The organism is Pedobacter frigiditerrae (assembly GCF_004331645.1).
Classification (GTDB): domain Bacteria; phylum Bacteroidota; class Bacteroidia; order Sphingobacteriales; family Sphingobacteriaceae; genus Pedobacter; species Pedobacter frigiditerrae.
Genome location: NZ_SJSK01000006.1, coordinates 276,828 through 296,865 on the forward strand (window position 1 = coordinate 276,828; position 20,038 = coordinate 296,865).

The window sequence follows — 20,038 nt, forward strand, 5'->3', positions numbered from 1 at the left end:
GAAAGGATACCACTATCACAATTATATAATAATGAATACAGATCCAATAGCAGATTACCTGACAAGGGTAAGAAATGCCATTAAGGCAAATCATAGAATCGTTGAGATTCCTGCATCAAACCTTAAAAAGGAAATCACAAAAGTTCTTTTTGACAAAGGTTACATCGCAAACTACAAGTTTGAAGACACAACTACTCAAGGCGTTATCAAAATTGCCTTAAAGTACAATGCAATTACTAAAATCTCGGCTATCCGTACATTAACTCGTATCAGCAAGCCAGGTTTAAGACAATATGCTGGTGTAGAAAACATGCCAAGAGTATTAAATGGTTTAGGTATAGCAATCTTATCTACTTCTAAAGGTGTAATGACCGATAAAGAAGCAGCCAAATTAAACATTGGTGGTGAGGTATTGTGTCACGTTTATTAATAGGAGGATAGCACAATGTCAAGAATAGGAAAAAATCCAATTAATGTACCTGCAGGTGTAACTATAACAGTTTCCAAAGAGAACTTAGTAACAGTTAAAGGCCCAAAAGGAGAATTAACTCAAGCAGTAGATGCTGATATCATTTTATCTCAAGAAGATGGCGTATTTACGGTAAGTCGTCCAACTGAGCAAAAAAGACATAAAGCCTTACACGGTTTATATCGTTCTTTAATCAATAACATGGTTGTTGGTGTAACAGATGGTTTTAAAATAGAACAAGAATTAGTTGGTGTGGGTTACCGTGCTACTAACCAAGGTAATACTTTGGATCTAGTTTTAGGTTATTCTCACCATTACGTATTCCAGTTACCAGAAGAGATTAAAGTAACCACCACATCTGAAAAAGGTCAGACTCCTAAAATCATTTTAGAGAGTATTGATAAACAATTGATAGGTCAAGTAGCAGCAAAAATCCGTTCGTTACGTACTCCAGAGCCATATAAAGGTAAAGGTATCAAGTTTGTTGGTGAAATATTAAGAAGAAAAGCAGGTAAATCAGCTTCTAAAAAATAATTAAAATGGCAGGAAAAAAATTATCTCGTAGAGATCGTATAAAAAAAGGTATCAGAAAAAGACTTACTGGATCTGAAAGCCGTCCACGTCTATCGGTTTATAGAAGCAATAAAGGTATTTATGCTCAAATCATTAATGATGTAACTGGTAGTACAATAGTTTCAGCATCATCTTTATCTAAAGATTTTACTGGTAAAGGAAACAAATCTGATCAGTCGATCGCAGTAGGCAAGTTAATTGCTGAAAAAGCAATTGCAGCTGGTGTTAAAGAAGTTGTTTTCGACAGAAATGGTTACTTATACCATGGTCGTGTTAAATCGTTGGCAGAAGGTGCTCGCGAGGCTGGTTTAGTATTTTAATCTAAGAAATAGGATAAGATGTCAACTATCAATATAAAAAGAGTTAAGACTAGCGAAATCGAATTGAAAGATCGTTTAGTTAGCATACAACGTGTTGCCAAAGTAACCAAAGGTGGTCGTACTTTCAGCTTCTCGGCCATTGTGGTTGTTGGAGATGAGCAAGGTGTTGTTGGTTACGGTTTAGGTAAAGCTAAAGAGGTTACTGAAGCAATTGCTAAAGGAATTGACGATGCAAAAAAGAACTTGGTTAAAGTTCCAATTTTACATGGTACTGTTCCTCACGAGCAAATCGGTAAATTCTCTGGAGGTTTTGTTTTAATCAAACCTGCAGCAGTAGGTACTGGTGTAATTGCTGGTGGTGCAATGCGTGCTGTATTAGAGAGTGCTGGTATTCATAACGTACTAGCAAAGTCAAAAGGTTCATCTAACCCACACAACGTGGTAAAAGCAACAGTAGATGCTTTAACTAAAATGCGTGATGCTTATACAGTAGCACAGCACCGTGGTGTAGATTTAAATAAAGTTTTTAACGGATAATATCATGGCTAAAATTAAAATTACCCAAATAAAAAGCATTATCGATAGAAGCGAACGCCAAAAAAGAACTATGCAAGCTTTAGGTTTAAAGAAAATGAACCAAAGTGTAGAAGTTGAGGCTAACGCTGCCATTATTGGGATGGTAAGAAAAGTTAATCACTTAGTAGCTATAGAGACTATTTAATTATTAAGATATGTTAGCGCAATATTTTGTGTCAACATATCTTTATTTATTTATCGTTGTCCCTGATTAGTGAAAGCGAAGGGCAACACAACAAGTTTAAAAAATGAACTTAAGTAATTTAAAACCTGCAGCAGGTTCTGTAAAAAAAGTTAAAAGAATTGGTCGTGGTCAAGGTTCTGGTCGTGGTGGTACATCTACTCGTGGTCATAAAGGAGCTGGTTCACGTTCTGGTCACAAAACTAAGATTGGTTTTGAGGGTGGTCAGATGCCATTACAACGTCGTGTGCCTAAAGTTGGTTTCAAACCAATTAACCGTACTGAATATGTAGGTGTGAACTTAGATATTTTACAAGGTTTGGCAGAAAGATTTAACTTAACTACAATTGATTTTGCTGCTATACAAGAGCACGGTTTAGCTTCTAAAAATGATCTAGTGAAAATCTTAGGTCGTGGTGAAGTTAAAGCTAAATTAGAAGTTACAGCTCATGCGTTTTCTGCAACTGCACAAAAAGCTATTGAAGCTGCTGGTGGCTCAATTGTAAAATTATAATTAATGAAGAAGCTATTTACTACTTTAAGTAATATTTGGAAAATACAAGAATTAAAGGAGCGTATTCTTTTTACGTTAATGATTCTTGTTATTTACAGGTTTGTTTGTCAAGTGGTTCTACCTGGTGTAGACCCAGCTCAATTAGATAATACTCAAAAAACTGGTATCTTAGGTTTATTAGATATGTTTGCAGGTGGTGCTTTTTCTAAAGTATCAATTGTAGCTTTAGGTGTAATGCCTTATATCTCTGCATCTATTGTAGTTCAGTTATTGGGTATTGCAGTGCCTACTTTCCAGAAAATGCAAAAAGAAGGAGAGAGTGGCAGAAAAAAATTAACGCAAATTACTCGTTACCTAACAGTTGCTATCACTGCGGTTCAGGCCGTAGGATATGTTAAAACACAAGTTACACCAGCCGCAATTATTATTGATCCTACATTATTTTATGTATTGTCTGGATTTGTATTAACGGCAGGTACTTTGTTTGTAATGTGGTTAGGTGAAAAAATAACCGATAAAGGAATTGGTAATGGTACATCATTAATCATTATGGTAGGTATCATTGCTCGTTTACCAGGAGCAATTACACAAGAGTTTAGCTCTGTATTTGCTGGTAACGACGGTGGTTTAATCCGTTTTGTATTAGAAATCGTTGCTTTGTTTGCAATCATCATGTTCACAATACTTATTGTTCAAGGTGTACGTAAAGTGCCTGTGCAATACGCAAAGAGAATTGTTGGTAATAAGCAAGTTGGCGGTGTTAGACAATACATTCCGTTAAAAGTTAATGCAGCTGGTGTGATGCCAATTATTTTTGCTCAAGCATTAATGTTTGTGCCAAATGCTTTAATTGGTTTATTCCCTGAAAAATTAGCTGACAGTTGGTTACATCAGTATACTGATATCACCTCATTAACTTACAGCTTAACATTTGCTTTTTTAATTATTGCATTTACTTTCTTCTATACTGCAATTACTGTTAACCCAACTCAAATGTCTGATGACATGAAAAAGAATGGTGGTTTTATTCCAGGTATCAAGCCAGGATTAGCTACTTCATCTTTTATTGATGATGTTATTTCTAAGATTACTTTCCCTGGATCGTTATTCTTGGCAATTATCGCAATTTTGCCATCATTTGCTGTTAAGGTTGGTATTGCACAAGAGTTCGCTCATTTCTTTGGAGGTACATCACTACTAATTTTAGTAGGTGTTGTATTAGATACTTTGCAACAAGTAGAAAGTTATTTATTAATGCGTCACTATGATGGATTAATGAAAACAGGTAGAGTTACTGGGCGTACAGGAATTCCTGCGAGCGGTGGAGCTGCATTGTAAAATAAAGCATGTCAAAAATTTATTATAAATCTCCGGAGGAGATAGAATTAATAAGAGAAAGTTCTTTACTTGTTTCAAAAACCTTAGCTGAAGTTGCTAAGATTATTGCACCAGGTGTAACCACTATTGCATTAGATAAGTTAGCTTATGAGTTTATTAGTGATAATGGCGCAGTGCCGGCTTTTTTAAACTATGGTGGTTTTCCTAATTCATTGTGCATTTCGCCTAATGATCAAGTGGTACATGGATTTCCAAATGAATATGTAATCAAGGAAGGAGATTTAATCTCTGTTGATTGCGGAGTGATCAAGAATAATTTCTTCGGAGATTCTGCTTACACTTTTTCTATTGGAGAGGTTGATGCTGAAAAGCAAAAGCTAACCAAAGTAACACAAGAGTGCTTAAACTTTGCAATTGAAAAAGCTGTAGTTGGAATGCGAATTGGTGATATAGCTTTTGCTGTACAACATCACGCAGAAAGCAATGGGTTTGGAGTAGTTAGAGAACTAGTAGGACATGGTGTTGGGGTTAAGCTTCACGAAAAACCTGAAGTACCAAATTATGGTAAAAGAGGGAACGGCGCAAAGTTAGAGGAAGGAATGGTTATTGCTATTGAACCAATGATTAATGCAGGAACTGCTGCTGTTAAGTTTTGGTCTGATGGATGGACAGTTACCACCAGAGACAACAAACCTTCTGCACATTTTGAACACACGGTTGCTATCAAAAAGGGGAAAGCAGATGTATTATCGACCTTTTCACTGATTGAAGAAGTTTTAAAAGAAAAAAAGTAAAAAAGTAAAAATTTTTATTTAATTTTGCAACCCTGTTTAATACAAGCTAATTAAGTAAAAATCAATATTATATGGCTAAACAAGCCTCAATTGAACAAGACGGAGTAATAAGAGAAGCATTATCTAATGCTATGTTTCGAGTAGAACTTGAAAATGGCCACGAGATTATTGCTCACATTTCAGGAAAGATGAGGATGCATTACATCAAAATTCTTCCTGGAGACAAAGTTAAATTAGAGATGTCGCCTTACGATTTATCAAAAGGCAGGATTACTTATAGATATAAATAAAATGAAAGTTAGGTCATCAATTAAAAAACGTAGCGCTGATTGTAAGATTATTCGTCGTAAAGGTAAACTTTACGTGATTAACAAAAAAAATCCAAAATATAAGCAACGTCAAGGGTAATTAAGAAATATTGTAATGTACCGTACAACGGTGGCCCGCCGTTCGGAATTACTTAAAATTATAAATAAATATGGCAAGGATTTCAGGTATTGATTTACCAAGAAACAAAAGAGGTGAAATCGGACTAACTTATATCTACGGTATAGGAAGACAAACTGCTCAGAACATTTTAACTGAGGCAGGTATCGATTTTAACAAAAAAGTACAAGACTGGTCAGATGACGAATTGTCGGCTATTCGTACAATCATTAACGATGGAATTAAAGTAGAAGGTGCTTTACGTTCTGAGGTTCAATTAAACATCAAACGTTTAATGGATATCGGTTGTTACCGTGGTTTACGTCACAGAAAAGGTTTACCTGTTCGTGGTCAACGTACAAAAAACAATTCTCGTACTCGTAAAGGAAAGAGAAAAACAGTTGCTAATAAGAAAAAAGCTACTAAATAATAAATGATAAATAACCCTTGTGGTTATTTGGAACAAATTAATTTAAATGGTTAATGGGTCCGGGTTATTCGCTAATCCAGTAATTCACTAACTTATTATTAAAGCAAAATGGCTAAAAGTAAAAAAGTTACCAAAAAACGTATAGTTGTTATTGAGTCTGTAGGTCAGGCTCACATCAATGCTACGTTCAACAACATCATTGTTACTTTAACAAACAATAACGGTCAGACTATTTCATGGTCGTCTGCAGGTAAAATGGGATTTAAAGGTTCTAAAAAGAACACTCCATACGCTGCTGGCCAAGCTGCATCTGATTGCGGTAAAGTAGCATTTGACTTAGGTCTACGTAAGGTAGAGGTATTTGTTAAAGGTCCAGGTTCAGGCCGTGAGTCTGCAATCAGAACTTTACAAGTTGCAGGTATCGAAGTGACTTCTATTAAAGATATCACTCCGCTTCCACACAATGGATGTCGTCCTCCTAAGAAAAGAAGAGTTTAATTAATTATTTTTAAAGCTAAGAGTCTCCCGATTTAAGTTGGGAAGATACTTTAAAATCAAAAACAACAATGGCAAGATATACCGGACCAAAGTCCAAAATAGCCCGTAAGTTCAGAGAGCCAATTTTCGGCCCTGACAAAGTATTAGACAGAAAAAATTATCCTCCAGGCCAACATGGCGCTTCTAAAAGAAGAGGAAAACAATCTGAGTATGCTGTACAGTTAATGGAGAAACAAAAAGTAAAATATACTTATGGTGTATTAGAAAAACAATTTCGTAACCTGTTCACTAAAGCTTCATCTCGCGAAGGTATTACTGGTGATAACTTGTTGCAATTGTTAGAAGCACGCTTGGATAACACAGTATACAGACTAGGTATTGCTCCAACCCGTTCAGGTGCACGTCAATTGGTTAGCCACAAACACGTAACTGTAAATGGTGAGGTTGTAAATATTCCATCATATCAATTAAGAGCTGGTGATGTAGTTGCAGTACGTGATAAATCTAAATCATTAGAGGCAATCACTACTTCTGTTGCGGGAAGAGTAATCAATAAGTTCAATTGGTTAGATTGGAATGCAAGTGAGTTATCAGGTAAGTTTTTAGCTTATCCTAACCGTGATGAGATCCCAGAAAACATTAAAGAGAATCTTATAGTAGAGTTATACTCTAAGTAATAAATTTTGTTAAAGCCCAAGTGGCTTTAACTTTTTTACGTTACACATTATTCATATAACGATCTAAAAACATTATAAATGGCAATTTTAGCATTTCAGAAACCAGATAAGGTAATCATGCAGAAATCAACGGATTTCGATGGTCAATTCGAATTTCGTCCTTTAGAGCCCGGTTTCGGTGTAACAATTGGTAACGCCTTGAGAAGAATTTTACTTTCTTCTTTAGAAGGTTTTGCTATTACAAGTATTCGTTTTTCAGGCGTTTCTCACGAATTCTCTACAATGAAAGGTGTTGTAGAAGATTTAACAGAAATCATCTTAAATTTAAAACAAGTTCGTTTTAAAAAAGTTGGTGATTCTGGAGATTCAGAAAAAGTATTCATTATTGTAAACGGTCAAGATCAATTCTTGGCTGGAGACATTACAAAATTCTCTAACAACTTTGAGGTTTTAAACCCTGATTTTGTTATCTGTAACATGGAGAAATCAGTAACTTTAGAGGTAGAATTAACTATCAATAAAGGTCGTGGTTATGTTCCTGCAGAAGAGAATAAAATTACTGATACAGTTGTTGGTGTAATCGCTATCGATTCGATTTTCACCCCAATGAAAAATGTAAAATACACGATTGAAAACTATCGTGTTGAGCAAAAAACAGATTACGAGAAATTAATTTTAGATATTTCTACTGATGGATCTATCCACCCAGAAGAAGCTTTAAAAGAAGCAGCTAAAATTTTGATCCAACACTTTATGTTATTCTCTGATGAGAACCTAGTATTAGAATCTCAAGCGAAAGAGGAAACTAAAGAAGTTGATGAAGAAATTTTACACATGCGTAAAATCCTTAAAACAGAATTGGTTGATTTAGATCTTTCAGTTCGTGCTTTAAACTGCTTAAAAGCAGCGGATATTCGCACTTTAGCTGATTTAGTTTCTTATGATGTTGCTGATATGTTAAAATTCAGAAACTTCGGTAAAAAATCTTTAACTGAAATTCAAGAATTGGTAAAATCTAAACAATTATCGTTTGGAATGAACCTTTCTAAATTCAAGTTAGACGAAGAATAAAAACAGTTTTCAGTTTTGAGTTTGCAGTTGTGAAATTGTGCTCAAGGCTCGGAATATAATATTAATTAAATATTCACTGTGTATAATTCCCTCAGATTAAGTTCAAAGAGACGGTATACACTTTACAAAACAAAAAATGAGACACGGTAAAAAACACAACCATTTAGGCAGAACTACATCGCACAGAAAAGCGATGTTAGCAAACATGGCTTCATCGTTGATTAAACACAAGAGAATTTCAACTACTTTAGCTAAAGCAAAAGCTTTACGCGTTTATGTTGAGCCTCTAATTACAAAATCTAAAAACGATACTACACACTCTCGTCGTACAGTATTTGCTTACTTACAAGACAAAGAAACGGTTACAGAATTGTTCCGTGATGTAGCTGCTAAAGTTGCTAACCGTCCAGGTGGTTACACTCGTATTATCAAATTAAACAATCGTTTAGGTGATAATGCTGAGATGGCACTAATTGAGTTAGTTGATTATAACGAAGTTTACGGTAAAGATACTGCAGCTGAAGAAAAGAAAACTACACGTAGAGGTAGAAGTAAAGCTAAAAAAGCTGATGCTCCTGCTGCTGTGGCTAAAGCTCCAAAAGCTGAAGCTGTAGTTGAAGAAACTGAAGTAGTTGAAGAAGCAGTACCAGCGGTTGAAGAAACTCCTGCTACTGAAGAAGCTGCTCCAGAAGCAAGCTCTACAGAAGAAGAAGCTCCAAAAGCATAGTTTTTAAATTAACTATAAAATATAAAAGCCCTTTAGGTATTCCTAAAGGGCTTTTTTTTAACTAGATTTTTATTCCTTCTAATCCATATTGCTTCAATACCTCACTTGGAACTCCGGGCCATTGATTTGGTACGTTTCCAACATAGCCAATATCTTTTACACCCATTTCGGTGGTATAAAATCCAGATGCCGTAAGACTTCTCATTCTATTGAAAAAAGCAACTCCCGCTAACATTTCTGGCTTTGCCTTTTTGGGATAAGCAATTTCATCAATAATGCTTATTTGTTCTTTGGGTGTAGCTTCGATAAAGGAACTTTCATATCTATTGAAACATTGGATATCTAACCATTTAAGTCCTCCACGCAATGGTACTTGATGTTCGGGAATATCTTTAACAATAAATTCGATAAATTCTGGAACTTTGGCTTCAGTTGCACTTCCTGAGAAATCATCTTTTGGAATAATGATATCTACCAATACTGAAATTGTGGCTATTTCATGCTTAGTGAAAAAAGTTTCAGCCTTTAATTTTTGGTCTCTATCTGTTTCCCATTGTTCTCTACCAGCTTCTTTTTCCGAAGCTACAACTTCCTTTTTTTCTTCCGAAGGGCTACAAGCTCCTACCAATACTGTTGTGCTTAAAGCGGTAAGGCCAATTGCCTTTAATGAATCACGTCTGTTCATGATTAAATGTTTTGTTTTTTCTTCTCTGCTAAAATATATTCCGCTGTTCTCATTGCTAGGGCTAGGATTGTCCAAGTTGCATTTTTATCACCTTGTTGTACAAATGGTGCTGCATCGACTACAAATAGATTTTTACAATCATGTGCCTGACAATATTTGTTTAAGGCAGATTTTTTTGGGTCATCGCCCATTCTAATTGTACCAACTTCGTGAATAATCTTTCCAGGAGCTTCTAATCCATAATTATTTTCTGCACCTTCAATTTTTGAAGTAACAATAGCCCCCATCTCTTTCATAATAGACAGAAACGTTTCTTGCATGTGTTTGGCTTGAAGAACTTCTTCCTTTGCCCATTTATAATGAAACCTTAGCACTGGAATGCCATACTTGTCTACTACATTTGGGTCAATTTCACAATAATTATCTTCTCTAGCTATCGCGGTCCCACGGCCAGCCATACTTACCCCGGTCCCATATAAACGGCGATAATCATCTTTTAAGGAAGTGCCATAACCTCCGGCTTCTTTCATTTTTCCATTTCGGTCAGGCACCATTCCATTTTGTGTTGGTACACCGCCACTGAAACCATAAGATGGCATACGCATTCCGCCTCCATATTCAATATGATAACCTCTAGGGAAATCTAATTTTTTATTATCTACCCACCAAGGCGAGTAAATATGAACACTACCAAGGCCGTCTTCATTATATCGCTTTCTATCCATTAACTGAGGTAAAAAGCCAGATACACTCGCTCCAGTAGAGTCATGTAAGTATTTTCCAACAACACCACTTTTATTGGCTAATCCATTTTGGTGATGAGATGATTTTGAATTTAATAAAATTCTAGCCGATTCACATGCGCTAGCGCCTAAAATCACTAATTTTGCATTTACCTGATATTCCTGTAAATCTTTTCTATTAACATAAGAAACACCTTTTGCCAACCCATCTTTATCAGTAATTACTTCTCTAACCATTGCATCGGTTATTACTGTTAAATTACCTGTGCTAACCGCAGGAATTACTAAGCATGATGAAGCAGAAAAGTCTCCATAAACTTTACAACTTCTACCACATTGGCCACAATAGAAACAAGGTGCACGGTCTTTATTCCCTTTAATTTCTTCAGTCATTACGGCACCGCGACCAGTAATTACAGGTACGCCAGCTTTTTCTGCACCTTTTTTAATTAAAAGTTCATGTAATCTAGGTTTTGGTGGCTTCATAAAAATCCCGTCAGGTTCATTTTCTATGCCTTCTGCAGTGCCATAGATGCCTATCATTCTATCAACTTTGTCGTAAAATGGTTTTAAATCGGCATATGTTATTGGCCAAGGGTCCGTTAAACCATCAGTAGGTTTAAAATCTATTGGGCCCATTCTTAAAGAAATTCTGCCCCAATGATTGGTACGACCACCGAGCATACGGGACCTGAACCATTCAAATTCTGTTTTATCTTTAGTTGTATAGGGCTCGCCTTCTAATTGCCAGCCACCATAAGAAGCATCAAAATCTCCAAAGGGACGGGTTGTGCCAGCTCCACGACGGGGAGATTCCCAAGGCCATTTCATTTGTTGGGCGTCAATTCTTGGGTCAAAATACTGACCAGCTTCAAGCATTAGAACTTTTTGTCCGGCATTTGCCAAAACATAGGCAGCCATTCCTCCTCCAGCACCAGAGCCAACAACAATGGCGTCATACACGGTGGAAGACTTTTTAATTTGAAAGTCACTCATTATAAATGGTTAGAATTTATCGTTATCCTAATTTAAAGCTTAATTTTGTGAAATGGAAACGTTGAGCCTACTATTTTAATTATGTAGCCTTAATGTTAGGTAAATCGATTTATTTATATGAGCAATAGCGATATTCTATTAAAGTTTGCAAACCTTTTAAAAACTAGCATAGCCGAAAAAAAACTAGTGAAATTATCTCTTGGTAATTATCAGGGGAATGACAAGGAGTTGAAAAATCTGTATGTGAAGTTGGTTAAAATTAAAAGAGTTGATATGCTATCTTTTAATTATCGATATAAAACTAGAGATATATTTAAAAATTTAGCACTTGATGAAGGTTCAGGTTTAATTATCAATCTTTTAAGCAATGATTTTAAGATTGCCACTTTATTCACTACAAACAAGGAGGTGATAATTGAACACGATAAAAAAGGTTTGATTAAGCTACGTGAAAGAGAAATGAATGTGAAATTAGAGCCGAAACTTACTCACGATAAGGAGAAAAAAAGATTGATTAAGCCGACGGCTAATAGTTATCTTCATTCTTTGAAAATTACTGATGCGGAGGGAAATGTTTTTAAAAATGCGCAGGATAAGTATAAACAGATTAACCAGTACATTGAAATTTTAAACTCATTAATTAAAGAATTACCGGAAGGAACTATTAAGAATGTTGTAGATATGGGTTCGGGTAAAGGTTATTTAACTTTTGCTTTGTACGACTACCTGCACCAACAATTGAAATTAAAAGCAAAGGTAACAGGCGTTGAGTTTAGAGAAGATTTAGTGAATTTATGCAACGACATTGCCAAACAAGCTAATTTTGAGCAATTGCATTTTGTTGAAGGAACTATTGAAGATTATAAAGTAAAAGAAATTAATTTACTAATTGCACTACACGCTTGTGATACTGCAACTGATGATGCCATTTTTAAAGGGATAAATGCTGGTGCAGAATTAATTGTTGTTGCACCTTGCTGCCATAAACAGATTAGAAGAGAAATTGAAAAGCATAACGTTAAAAACGATGTTTCTTTTTTAACCAAGTATGGAATTTTCTTAGAACGCCAAGCTGAAATGGTAACTGATGGAATTAGAGCTTTAATTTTAGAATACTTTGGCTATAAAACTAAGGTATTTGAATTTATTTCAGATGCACATACGCCGAAAAATGTTTTGGTGGTGGGAGTGAAAAAAAGTCCGAAGTCTGAGGAGCAAAAAGTGATTTTACAAAAGATAAAAGAAACTAAAGCTTATTTTGGGATTGATTACCATCATTTGGAGCGGTTATTGAATTTATAATGTGGCTAAAGCCAATATGTTGCCATTATTCCGTTGGCTGAAGCCAACGGCAATGAAGTTAAAGTTCTATCTATTCAGATATTTATCTAGTTCATTTCATTGCCGTCTGTTTTAACTGACGTTTTTATGTTTTTTATTGGGCTTTAGCCACAGGTTTACATTTTAGCATAAGTTTTTGTTATTTAAACCTGATGGTAGCGAGCACGAAGCCGAAGGCATGTAAAGCGAACAGCAGGGCTGCAAATCCGAAGAATTACTGACATTCGTTTTCTAAAATACCTTCAACCTTTAGACCTTCTGCCTTTTGCTTTTTTTCTGCCAACGTGTCAGCCAATATTAGCCTTAATTAATACATTTTAACAGATATTTAGATGTTATTTCTGCCAAAAGCCAATTGGCACATTGCTTGTTATTAACGAGTAAACAATAAAATTTAAAAGAAATACATAATAAAATGGGAAAAATAATTGGTATAGACTTAGGAACAACAAACTCTTGCGTTTCTGTAATGGAAGGTAACGAACCTGTAGTTATAGCCAACAGTGAGGGTAAACGTACAACGCCATCTATTGTTGCTTTTGCAGAAAACGGCGAGCGTAAAGTGGGTGAACCTGCTAAGCGTCAGGCGATAACGAACCCTACAAAAACAATTTATTCTATTAAACGCTTTATGGGTTCTAGCTTTGCTGAAGTTTCGAAAGAAGTTGGTAGAGTACCTTATAAAGTTGTTAAAGGTGATAACAACACGCCTCGTGTTGAAATTGACGACCGTAAATATACTCCACAAGAGATTTCTGCTATGATTTTGCAGAAAATGAAAAAAACGGCTGAAGATTTCTTAGGACATGAAGTTACTGAAGCAGTTATTACTGTTCCGGCATATTTTAACGATGCACAACGTCAGGCTACTAAAGAAGCTGGTGAAATTGCTGGATTAACTGTAAAACGTATCATTAACGAACCAACTGCAGCTGCTTTAGCTTACGGTTTAGATAAAGCACACAAAGACATGAAAATTGTTGTGTTTGACTGTGGTGGTGGTACACATGATGTTTCTGTTTTAGAATTAGGTGACGGTGTTTTTGAAGTAAAATCTACTGACGGTGATACTCACTTAGGTGGTGATGATTTTGACCACGTAATTATCGATTGGTTAGCTTCAGAATTCTTGACTGAAAATGGAATGGATTTGGCTAAAGACCCAATGGCTTTACAACGTTTAAAAGAAGCTGCTGAAAAAGCTAAAATTGAGTTATCTAGCACTACTTCAACAGAAATTAACTTACCATATATTACTGCTGATGCTAGCGGTCCAAAACACTTAGTTAGAACTTTAAGCCGTGCTAAATTTGAGCAATTGGCTGGAGATTTAATTAAACGTACGATTGACCCTTGTAAATCTGCTTTGAAAAATGCTGGTTTAAAAGTTGGTGATATCGACGAAATCATCTTAGTAGGTGGTTCAACTCGTATTCCTGCAATTCAGGATGCTGTTAAAGCTTTCTTTGGTAAAGAGCCAAGTAAAGGTGTAAATCCTGATGAAGTTGTGGCAATTGGTGCTGCTATTCAAGGTGGTGTTTTAACTGGTGAGGTTAAAGATGTATTGTTATTAGATGTTACTCCACTTTCTTTAGGTATTGAAACTATGGGTGGTGTAATGACAAAATTAATTGAAGCAAATACAACTATCCCTTCTAAAAAAGCAGAAACTTTCTCTACAGCTGCTGATAATCAGCCTTCGGTAGAAATCCATATTTTACAAGGTGAGCGTCCAATGGCTGCTCAAAACCGTACAATTGGTCGTTTCATATTAGATGGTATTCCACCAGCACCTCGTGGTGTGCCTCAAGTAGAAGTTGCTTTTGACATTGATGCTAACGGTATTTTACACGTAAGTGCTAAAGATAAAGCTACTGGTAAAGAGCAAAAAATCCGTATCGAAGCATCTTCTGGTTTAACTGATGAAGAAATCAAGAAAATGAAAGAAGAAGCTGAAGCAAATGCGGAATCTGATGCTAAACAAAAAGAAGAAGCAGATAAAATTAACGGTGCTGATGCTTTAATTTTCTCTACTGAGAAACAATTGAAAGAATTTGGTGATAAATTATCTGACGATAAAAAAGCGCCAATTGAAGCTGGTTTAGAGAAATTAAAAGCAGCTCATTTGTCTCGTAACTTTGCAGATATCGATGCAGCTCAAGAAGAATTACAAAATGCATGGAACGTAGCTTCAGAAGAAATGTACAAAGCTAGTGAGCAACCTCAAGGTGCTGCACCACAAGCTGATGCACAACAAGGTGGCGATACTGTTACTGATGTTGATTTTGAAGAAGTAAAAGACGAAGAGAAGAAATAAGTCTTTAGTCACAAGCCCTAAGTCGAGAGTCTTGGGTTGATATAAAAAGCGTTGCTGATTAAGTTCAGTGACGCTTTTTTAATTTATTTCGTCATTGTGAGAAGGCTTTTTCAGCCGACGAAGTAATCTTAAAGCGATGATTTGAAAATGATTGGTAGTGTTCTATGGCTAGAGTGGTCCCGCTATTCGTTTCTCCCGATGAAAAATCGGGATTCATTGCTATCGGGTTTATTTAGCAAAGGAAAGTGCTTTTAGGAAATTTTTAATAAAAATAGATAGATTCTTCGTTGCGCTCTGAATGACAAACCTAGGATAAACACTCTTCAATTATATCTTGAAGAGTTTTTTCATTTTCAAATAACTCACTTAATAATTTGAATTGGTTTTTTGCTCTATCTAGATTTTGTTCTGGATAAGAAATTGGGTAATAATCACTACCATTTAAATAATCTGTTAAGAACCTTAACGCTTGCATATAAATCATATACTTTCCAGAAAATAAAACCAATTCTTTTTCAGTTCCTGTTAATGTGCTGGCCATTTCAAATAAATAACCCTTAATTGTTGCTTTAAAATAATCTAATCGGATGTTAATTTTACTTAGATCCTTTTCATTTTCAGAGAATGCACAAAGATAAGTTCGCATCATATCTCCTAAATCAGATATGAATTTACCAGGCATTAAAGTATCCAAATCTATTACGCAAACGCCTTCAAAATTATTCTCTTTTAAAAGAACGTTACTGATTTTGGTATCATGGTGCATTACACGATTCGGAAAATCTTGGCGATGCTCATAAGAACGATAATAAGCTATAATGAAGTGATGATGTAAAGCGGTTTCAATTTCTTGTTTCGCTTTTTCTTTAAATACTGTTGTCGATTTACTTAAAGCAAAAGTAAATTGCTCATATCTCCAAGCTAAATCGTGAAAGCCAGGAATAGTTGGTTTTAGAGTTGAAGCATCGTAATTATTTAACAACCTACTTAATTTTCCAAATTGTTTGGCAGCTTCATAAGCCTGCTTCGAGTCAGATAAAGTATCAAAAGCAATGGTGTCTTGAACAAATGGTAATAAGCGCCAATATTCATTTTGATATTGAAACATTAGTTCCCCATTTAAAGCAGCAATTGGGGCAGGAAATAAATAATCTGGAAAATTTAATTTTAAATAATCTGCAACTAGTTTAATGTTATTTGCTATGGCAAATGGATCCTTAAAAACTTGAGTATTGATGTTTTGTAAGATATACTTTTCATCGCTATGTGTAGAAAGCAAATAGGTTCGGTTTATATGACCCGAACCTATTTGGTGTAAAGCAACAGTTTCAAAATTATAACCGTAAGCTTTTAATATATTTTCATCAATACTTAGCTCCATAAATTTTCTGGATAAGCTCCATCTTTTACAAGCTGATCAATACTAGCTTGTACAAAAGGCTTATCTTCTTTATAAGTAACACCAAACCATTGATTTGAAGTAGGTACTACTTTAAAAGCTGCAGTATTATTTTTTACTAAGTTTTCTCCGATTAATGGAATAAAAAATTCTGCCTTAGGCTTGTCTTTATTAGCCAAAGCAAATTCTTTAAATAATTCTTCAGTTATTTTGAAAACAGCAGGAGTAAAACCCCAGAAATTCATTGAAACAGGTGTTTCGAAATCTAAAGGATATTTTTTATCCTCTTCTTCATATACGATCGTATCACCATCTTGAAAGACTTTAGTACGTTCTACAATTTCACTTAAGTTACCAGCATCATCAACTTTACAAACACCACGAGAAACAGCGCCAAAATCTGATAATGTTTTGCCAATTTGGTAACCTATAATTGAGAAATTGCTATCATTTGCCTCTTCATTTAAGAAATCAAACATTTTTTTATAGGCATCAAAGCCGTAAAAATCGTCAGCATTAATAACACAGAAAGGTTCTTTTACCACTGTTCTTCCTGATAAAATTGCATGAGCGGTGCCCCAAGGTTTTTCTCTATAGATTTCTTCTTCAATACCGAATTGTTTTAAATCGAAATTTTGGAAAACATAATCTGTTTCTATTTTGCCTTTGAGTTTAGCATCAAAAATACTTCTAAAGTTTTCTACAAATTCTTCTTTAATAATAAATACAACTTTGCCAAAACCAGCTTTAATTGCATCATATATAGAATAATCGATAATGGTTTCGCCGTTTGGGCCAAAGCCATCTATTTGTTTCATGCTTCCGTAACGGCTTGCCATACCTGCAGCCAGAATTAGTAAGGTAGGTTTCATTAAAATAAATTTTTTTGATTAGGATTTTTTCAAATATAAGTTTTAAAAGCCAAAAATACCACCACTTCTTGACCTAGGTTTTTTGCCAGTTAGCATTCCAAACAGACCTCGGACAATTTCTTTGCCAATTTGACGAGTTATAGTTGCTCCCATTACTTGTTCCACAATGCTTTTTTCTCCTGATCTAGGTTTGCTTTCTTCTTCAACTCGTTTTTGCTCGTCTGCAGCGGCTTTAATTTTATTGTCTTCTGCTAATTTGACATTGATTCTATCTGTTAACATTTCGAATGCACTTACAGGATCAATTGCTTTTTGATATTTTGTGAATAATGGACTGGCTTGCATTAATTTTTCACAATCAATGGCTGCCATTGGCCCCATTACAGCCCTTGGAGGTGTTAACATTGTAGCAGCAACTTCGGTAGGGATGCCTTTTTCATTTAGCACAGTAACTAATGCTTGTCCGGTTCCTAATGCAGTTAACAATTTGTCGATTTCGTAAAAATCAGATTTGGGATAAGTGTTAACGGTTTTCTTTAAAGCATCAACATCATTTGGTGTAAAAGCCCTTAAAGCGTGTTGCACTCTATTCCCAAGTTGTGCCAAAACGGTTTCAGGAATGTCCATTGGCGATTGTGTACAAAAGAAAACACCAATTCCTTTAGAGCGAATTAATCTGATTATTGTATTTACTTGTTCTAAGAAAGCTTTTGGAGCATCGTTGAAGAGTAAATGTGCCTCGTCAAAAAAGAAAACCAATTTTGGTTTGTCTAAATCTCCAGCTTCTGGCATTGCCTGATATATTTCTGCCAATAGGCTTAATAAAAAAGTAGAATATAAAACAGGCTGATTTTGCACATCGGCAATATTTAAAAGAGAGATAACTCCTTTGCCATCAACGCGATTAAATAAATCTTCAATGTCATAAGAGGTTTCGCCGAACATTCCACCTAAACCTTGCTGCTCAATGGCTACAATCTTTCTTAATATTGTACTTGAAGTAGATGCCGAAATAGAACCATAACTATTTTTAATCTCTGCAGCACCATCACCTTCAGATAAATAACCCAATAATTTTTTTAAATCATTTAAGTCTACAATTGGCATTTTGTTGTCATCTGCATATTTAAAAATTACAGCCAAAACACCTGTTTGAGTATCATTCAGCTCTAAAATTTTTGCTAATAAGACTGGTCCAAATTCGGTAACAGTTGCTCGCATTTGTGCACCACTTTTTCCACTAAGCGAATAAAGCTCAATAGGAAAACCAGTAGGAGTGAAAGGTTTGTTTAATTGTGTACTTCTTTCTTCAATTTTAGAGTTTGTGGTCCCAACTTGATTTAACCCAGATAAGTCTCCCTTAACATCTAACATAAATACAGGTACGCCAGCATCAGATAGTTGTTCTGCCAATAGTTGTAGGGTTCTTGTTTTTCCTGTTCCGGTTGCTCCGGCTATTAAGCCGTGGCGGTTCATCATTCGCAAAGGCAAATTTACTTCGGCTTCTGCTAATACTTCGCCTTCTAAAATCCCTGCTCCTAAATATATCGATGCGCCAGTTGGTGCATACGAAGTTTTAATTTTTTCTGTAAATAAAGTCTTTTTATCATTCATGGTAAGATGTTTTTCGACCTCAAATTAAGAAAGATATATCGGAATTGAAATAATAGTTTAAGCTTTATTCATTCTCTTTTGAAATTCATCTACAAATAAACTTACGTGATAACCATCTGCCAATGCATGATTTATATGAATAGAAACTGGCATAGATTTTCTATCTTCGATTTCTGTCATTTTGCCAAAGGAAAATTTTGGACAGCTATCTTTAAATGAAAAACTACGAGCATGAGATAAAGAGGTGAATTTTAACCATGGCATAGCCGAAATATGAATTACATTATCGCCTGAGCCAGCAGGAACTAAACCTGTTGAGTTTTGAACTCGTTCTATTTCTTTTTTTGCAATTGATTGAAATTCTTCAAAATCTGGTGAGTAGTCTATGTAAGAAAAGCCAAATGTGCCATCTGGACGATTGATAACTGCCGAAGCATTAACTTGGTTGTAAATATAGATTTGGTCATCTTCAATTCTTAATCTGAAATTTTCTATAGCGTTAGCTGATGATAAAGCTTGATGTAAATAATATAAGAAAAATCTGATGCCTTCTTTTTTACATTTATTGTAGGCAATAGTACAATCAATATCTACTACTACACCAAAAAAAGGTTCTTCAAACCGATTAAAGAAATTAAAGTGGTCCTTTCTGACCCAATTTTCTAAATCAAACAGTTGTTTCATTTTTTAAGGATACTTAAAATTTCATCTATTGAGGTTATGGCAGAAAAATTTTCATGTGCCACATTATTTTCTACAACCTCATGAGCCCAAGTAGTATGATAGGGAACGTGAATGGCATGTGCACCAATCTGTAAAACTGGTAAAACATCAGATTTTAAGGAATTGCCAATCATTAGAAAGTCTTTGGGTTTGCAATCTAAATGTTTTAAGAGCTTAAGGTAATCCTTCTCCTGTTTGTCGCTCATGATTTCAATATGGTGGAAATATTTCTCCAAGCCAGATTTTTGTAGTTTTCTTTCCTGGTCTAATAAATCACCTTTGGTAGCAACAACTAAGCGATATTCTCCCTTTAAAGCTTCTAAAACGGTTTCAACTCCGTCTAATAATTCAATTGGTTTATTTAGTTGTTCTTTACCAAACTCTATTGCTTTGCTAATCATTTCTAAGCTTGCTGTTCCTTCGGTAACTTCTAAAATGGTTTCTATCATCGAAAGCATAAAGCCTTTAATGCCGTAACCGTATAAAGGAAGGTTTCTGATTTCTATTTTAAATAATTCTGCGGCTACGCTATGCAATGGAAGGTAATCTTCTAATAAAGCGCAAAACTTATCTTCTGCCTCGCGGAAATACGGTTCGTTTACCCATAAGGTGTCATCTGCATCAAATGCGATAACTTTAATGTTGGTCATTTTGGATATTGTTTATTGGTAAAAATAAGAATTTTTTAACCATTAAGAATTTAAGGATATGTTCATAAAAAAAGGTCGAGGGGAAAACCCTCAACCTTCTGCCT

At 35.1% G+C, this 20,038-nt stretch carries 24 protein-coding genes; 17 read left to right on the plus strand and 7 right to left on the minus strand.

Going from position 1 to position 20,038, the window contains the following annotated elements; all coding sequences use genetic code 11:
• Positions 1-31: 31 nt before the first annotated feature.
• The 15 genes from rpsH to rplQ all read left to right on the plus strand — a co-directional run bounded on the left by rpsH (position 32) and on the right by rplQ (position 8,594).
• The gene (gene rpsH / locus EZ428_RS20535) at positions 32-430 is read left to right on the plus strand and encodes a 30S ribosomal protein S8 (protein ID WP_131555078.1); all 399 of its coding nucleotides are present in this window, start codon (positions 32-34) and stop codon (positions 428-430) included.
• Positions 431-445: 15 nt separating this feature from the next.
• Positions 446-1,003, plus strand: a complete 558-nt coding sequence (gene rplF, locus EZ428_RS20540; protein WP_131555079.1) for a 50S ribosomal protein L6 — start codon at positions 446-448, stop codon at positions 1,001-1,003.
• Between the two features lie 5 nt (positions 1,004-1,008).
• On the plus strand, positions 1,009-1,362 hold the full coding sequence (rplR, locus tag EZ428_RS20545; RefSeq protein ID WP_131555080.1) for a 50S ribosomal protein L18: 354 nt from the start codon (positions 1,009-1,011) through the stop codon (positions 1,360-1,362).
• Between the two features lie 18 nt (positions 1,363-1,380).
• A complete protein-coding gene (rpsE, locus tag EZ428_RS20550; RefSeq protein WP_055130468.1) occupies positions 1,381-1,899 on the plus strand; it encodes a 30S ribosomal protein S5 in 519 nt (172 codons plus the stop codon).
• 4 nt (positions 1,900-1,903) lie between these two features.
• Positions 1,904-2,083: a 50S ribosomal protein L30 gene (gene rpmD, locus EZ428_RS20555; RefSeq protein ID WP_131555081.1), complete on the plus strand. Its 180-nt coding sequence runs from the start codon at positions 1,904-1,906 to the stop codon at positions 2,081-2,083.
• Between the two features lie 103 nt (positions 2,084-2,186).
• A complete protein-coding gene (gene rplO, locus EZ428_RS20560; protein WP_131555082.1) occupies positions 2,187-2,633 on the plus strand; it encodes a 50S ribosomal protein L15 in 447 nt (148 codons plus the stop codon).
• Positions 2,634-2,636: 3 nt separating this feature from the next.
• Entirely contained in the window at positions 2,637-3,971 is a 1,335-nt protein-coding gene (secY, locus tag EZ428_RS20565) for a preprotein translocase subunit SecY (RefSeq protein ID WP_131555083.1), read from the plus strand.
• Positions 3,972-3,979: 8 nt separating this feature from the next.
• On the plus strand, positions 3,980-4,765 hold the full coding sequence (gene map / locus EZ428_RS20570) for a type I methionyl aminopeptidase (protein WP_131555084.1): 786 nt from the start codon (positions 3,980-3,982) through the stop codon (positions 4,763-4,765).
• Between the two features lie 71 nt (positions 4,766-4,836).
• Entirely contained in the window at positions 4,837-5,055 is a 219-nt protein-coding gene (infA, locus tag EZ428_RS20575; RefSeq protein WP_008244555.1) for a translation initiation factor IF-1, read from the plus strand.
• A 1-nt stretch (position 5,056) separates the two neighbouring features.
• Complete coding sequence (gene rpmJ / locus EZ428_RS20580) at positions 5,057-5,173, plus strand: 50S ribosomal protein L36 (protein ID WP_010599887.1); 117 nt, start codon at positions 5,057-5,059, stop codon at positions 5,171-5,173.
• Between the two features lie 70 nt (positions 5,174-5,243).
• On the plus strand, positions 5,244-5,621 hold the full coding sequence (rpsM, locus tag EZ428_RS20585) for a 30S ribosomal protein S13 (RefSeq protein ID WP_131555085.1): 378 nt from the start codon (positions 5,244-5,246) through the stop codon (positions 5,619-5,621).
• 108 nt (positions 5,622-5,729) lie between these two features.
• Positions 5,730-6,119 (plus strand): 30S ribosomal protein S11, encoded by a 390-nt coding sequence (gene rpsK, locus EZ428_RS20590; protein ID WP_025145207.1) that lies wholly within the window; start codon positions 5,730-5,732, stop codon positions 6,117-6,119.
• A gap of 68 nt (positions 6,120-6,187) precedes the next feature.
• On the plus strand, positions 6,188-6,796 hold the full coding sequence (gene rpsD, locus EZ428_RS20595) for a 30S ribosomal protein S4 (RefSeq protein WP_131555086.1): 609 nt from the start codon (positions 6,188-6,190) through the stop codon (positions 6,794-6,796).
• A 78-nt stretch (positions 6,797-6,874) separates the two neighbouring features.
• The gene (locus EZ428_RS20600; RefSeq protein WP_090992908.1) at positions 6,875-7,867 is read left to right on the plus strand and encodes a DNA-directed RNA polymerase subunit alpha; all 993 of its coding nucleotides are present in this window, start codon (positions 6,875-6,877) and stop codon (positions 7,865-7,867) included.
• A 136-nt stretch (positions 7,868-8,003) separates the two neighbouring features.
• Positions 8,004-8,594, plus strand: a complete 591-nt coding sequence (rplQ, locus tag EZ428_RS20605) for a 50S ribosomal protein L17 (RefSeq protein WP_131555087.1) — start codon at positions 8,004-8,006, stop codon at positions 8,592-8,594.
• Between the two features lie 61 nt (positions 8,595-8,655).
• On the opposite strand, the gene EZ428_RS20610 is transcribed toward rplQ, so the two are convergent.
• Positions 8,656-9,279 (minus strand): gluconate 2-dehydrogenase subunit 3 family protein, encoded by a 624-nt coding sequence (locus tag EZ428_RS20610; protein WP_131555088.1) that lies wholly within the window; start codon positions 9,277-9,279, stop codon positions 8,656-8,658.
• Between the two features lie 2 nt (positions 9,280-9,281).
• Positions 9,282-11,018: a GMC oxidoreductase gene (locus EZ428_RS20615; protein WP_131555089.1), complete on the minus strand. Its 1,737-nt coding sequence runs from the start codon at positions 11,016-11,018 to the stop codon at positions 9,282-9,284.
• Between the two features lie 117 nt (positions 11,019-11,135).
• On the opposite strand from EZ428_RS20615, the gene EZ428_RS20620 reads away from it, so the two are divergent.
• Together EZ428_RS20620 and dnaK are read left to right on the plus strand one after the other, a co-directional pair.
• Positions 11,136-12,320, plus strand: a complete 1,185-nt coding sequence (locus tag EZ428_RS20620) for a class I SAM-dependent methyltransferase (protein WP_131555090.1) — start codon at positions 11,136-11,138, stop codon at positions 12,318-12,320.
• A gap of 454 nt (positions 12,321-12,774) precedes the next feature.
• Positions 12,775-14,676: a molecular chaperone DnaK gene (gene dnaK / locus EZ428_RS20625; RefSeq protein WP_131555091.1), complete on the plus strand. Its 1,902-nt coding sequence runs from the start codon at positions 12,775-12,777 to the stop codon at positions 14,674-14,676.
• A 307-nt stretch (positions 14,677-14,983) separates the two neighbouring features.
• Here the strand turns inward: dnaK and EZ428_RS20630 are convergent, their stop codons facing one another.
• The 5 genes from EZ428_RS20630 to EZ428_RS20650 are packed head-to-tail and all read right to left on the minus strand — an operon-like array spanning position 14,984 to position 19,934.
• Positions 14,984-16,057: a phosphotransferase enzyme family protein gene (locus EZ428_RS20630; protein ID WP_131555092.1), complete on the minus strand. Its 1,074-nt coding sequence runs from the start codon at positions 16,055-16,057 to the stop codon at positions 14,984-14,986.
• Positions 16,048-16,947, minus strand: a complete 900-nt coding sequence (locus EZ428_RS20635) for a nucleotidyltransferase family protein (protein WP_131555093.1) — start codon at positions 16,945-16,947, stop codon at positions 16,048-16,050. The genes EZ428_RS20630 and EZ428_RS20635 overlap by 10 nt, the downstream gene beginning before the upstream one ends.
• 42 nt (positions 16,948-16,989) lie before the next feature.
• Positions 16,990-18,561: a helicase HerA-like domain-containing protein gene (locus EZ428_RS20640; protein WP_131555094.1), complete on the minus strand. Its 1,572-nt coding sequence runs from the start codon at positions 18,559-18,561 to the stop codon at positions 16,990-16,992.
• A 57-nt stretch (positions 18,562-18,618) separates the two neighbouring features.
• On the minus strand, positions 18,619-19,245 hold the full coding sequence (locus EZ428_RS20645; RefSeq protein WP_131555095.1) for a chloramphenicol acetyltransferase: 627 nt from the start codon (positions 19,243-19,245) through the stop codon (positions 18,619-18,621).
• Complete coding sequence (locus tag EZ428_RS20650; RefSeq protein WP_131555096.1) at positions 19,242-19,934, minus strand: HAD family hydrolase; 693 nt, start codon at positions 19,932-19,934, stop codon at positions 19,242-19,244. The genes EZ428_RS20645 and EZ428_RS20650 overlap by 4 nt, the downstream gene beginning before the upstream one ends.
• Between the last annotated feature and the right edge of the window lie 104 nt (positions 19,935-20,038).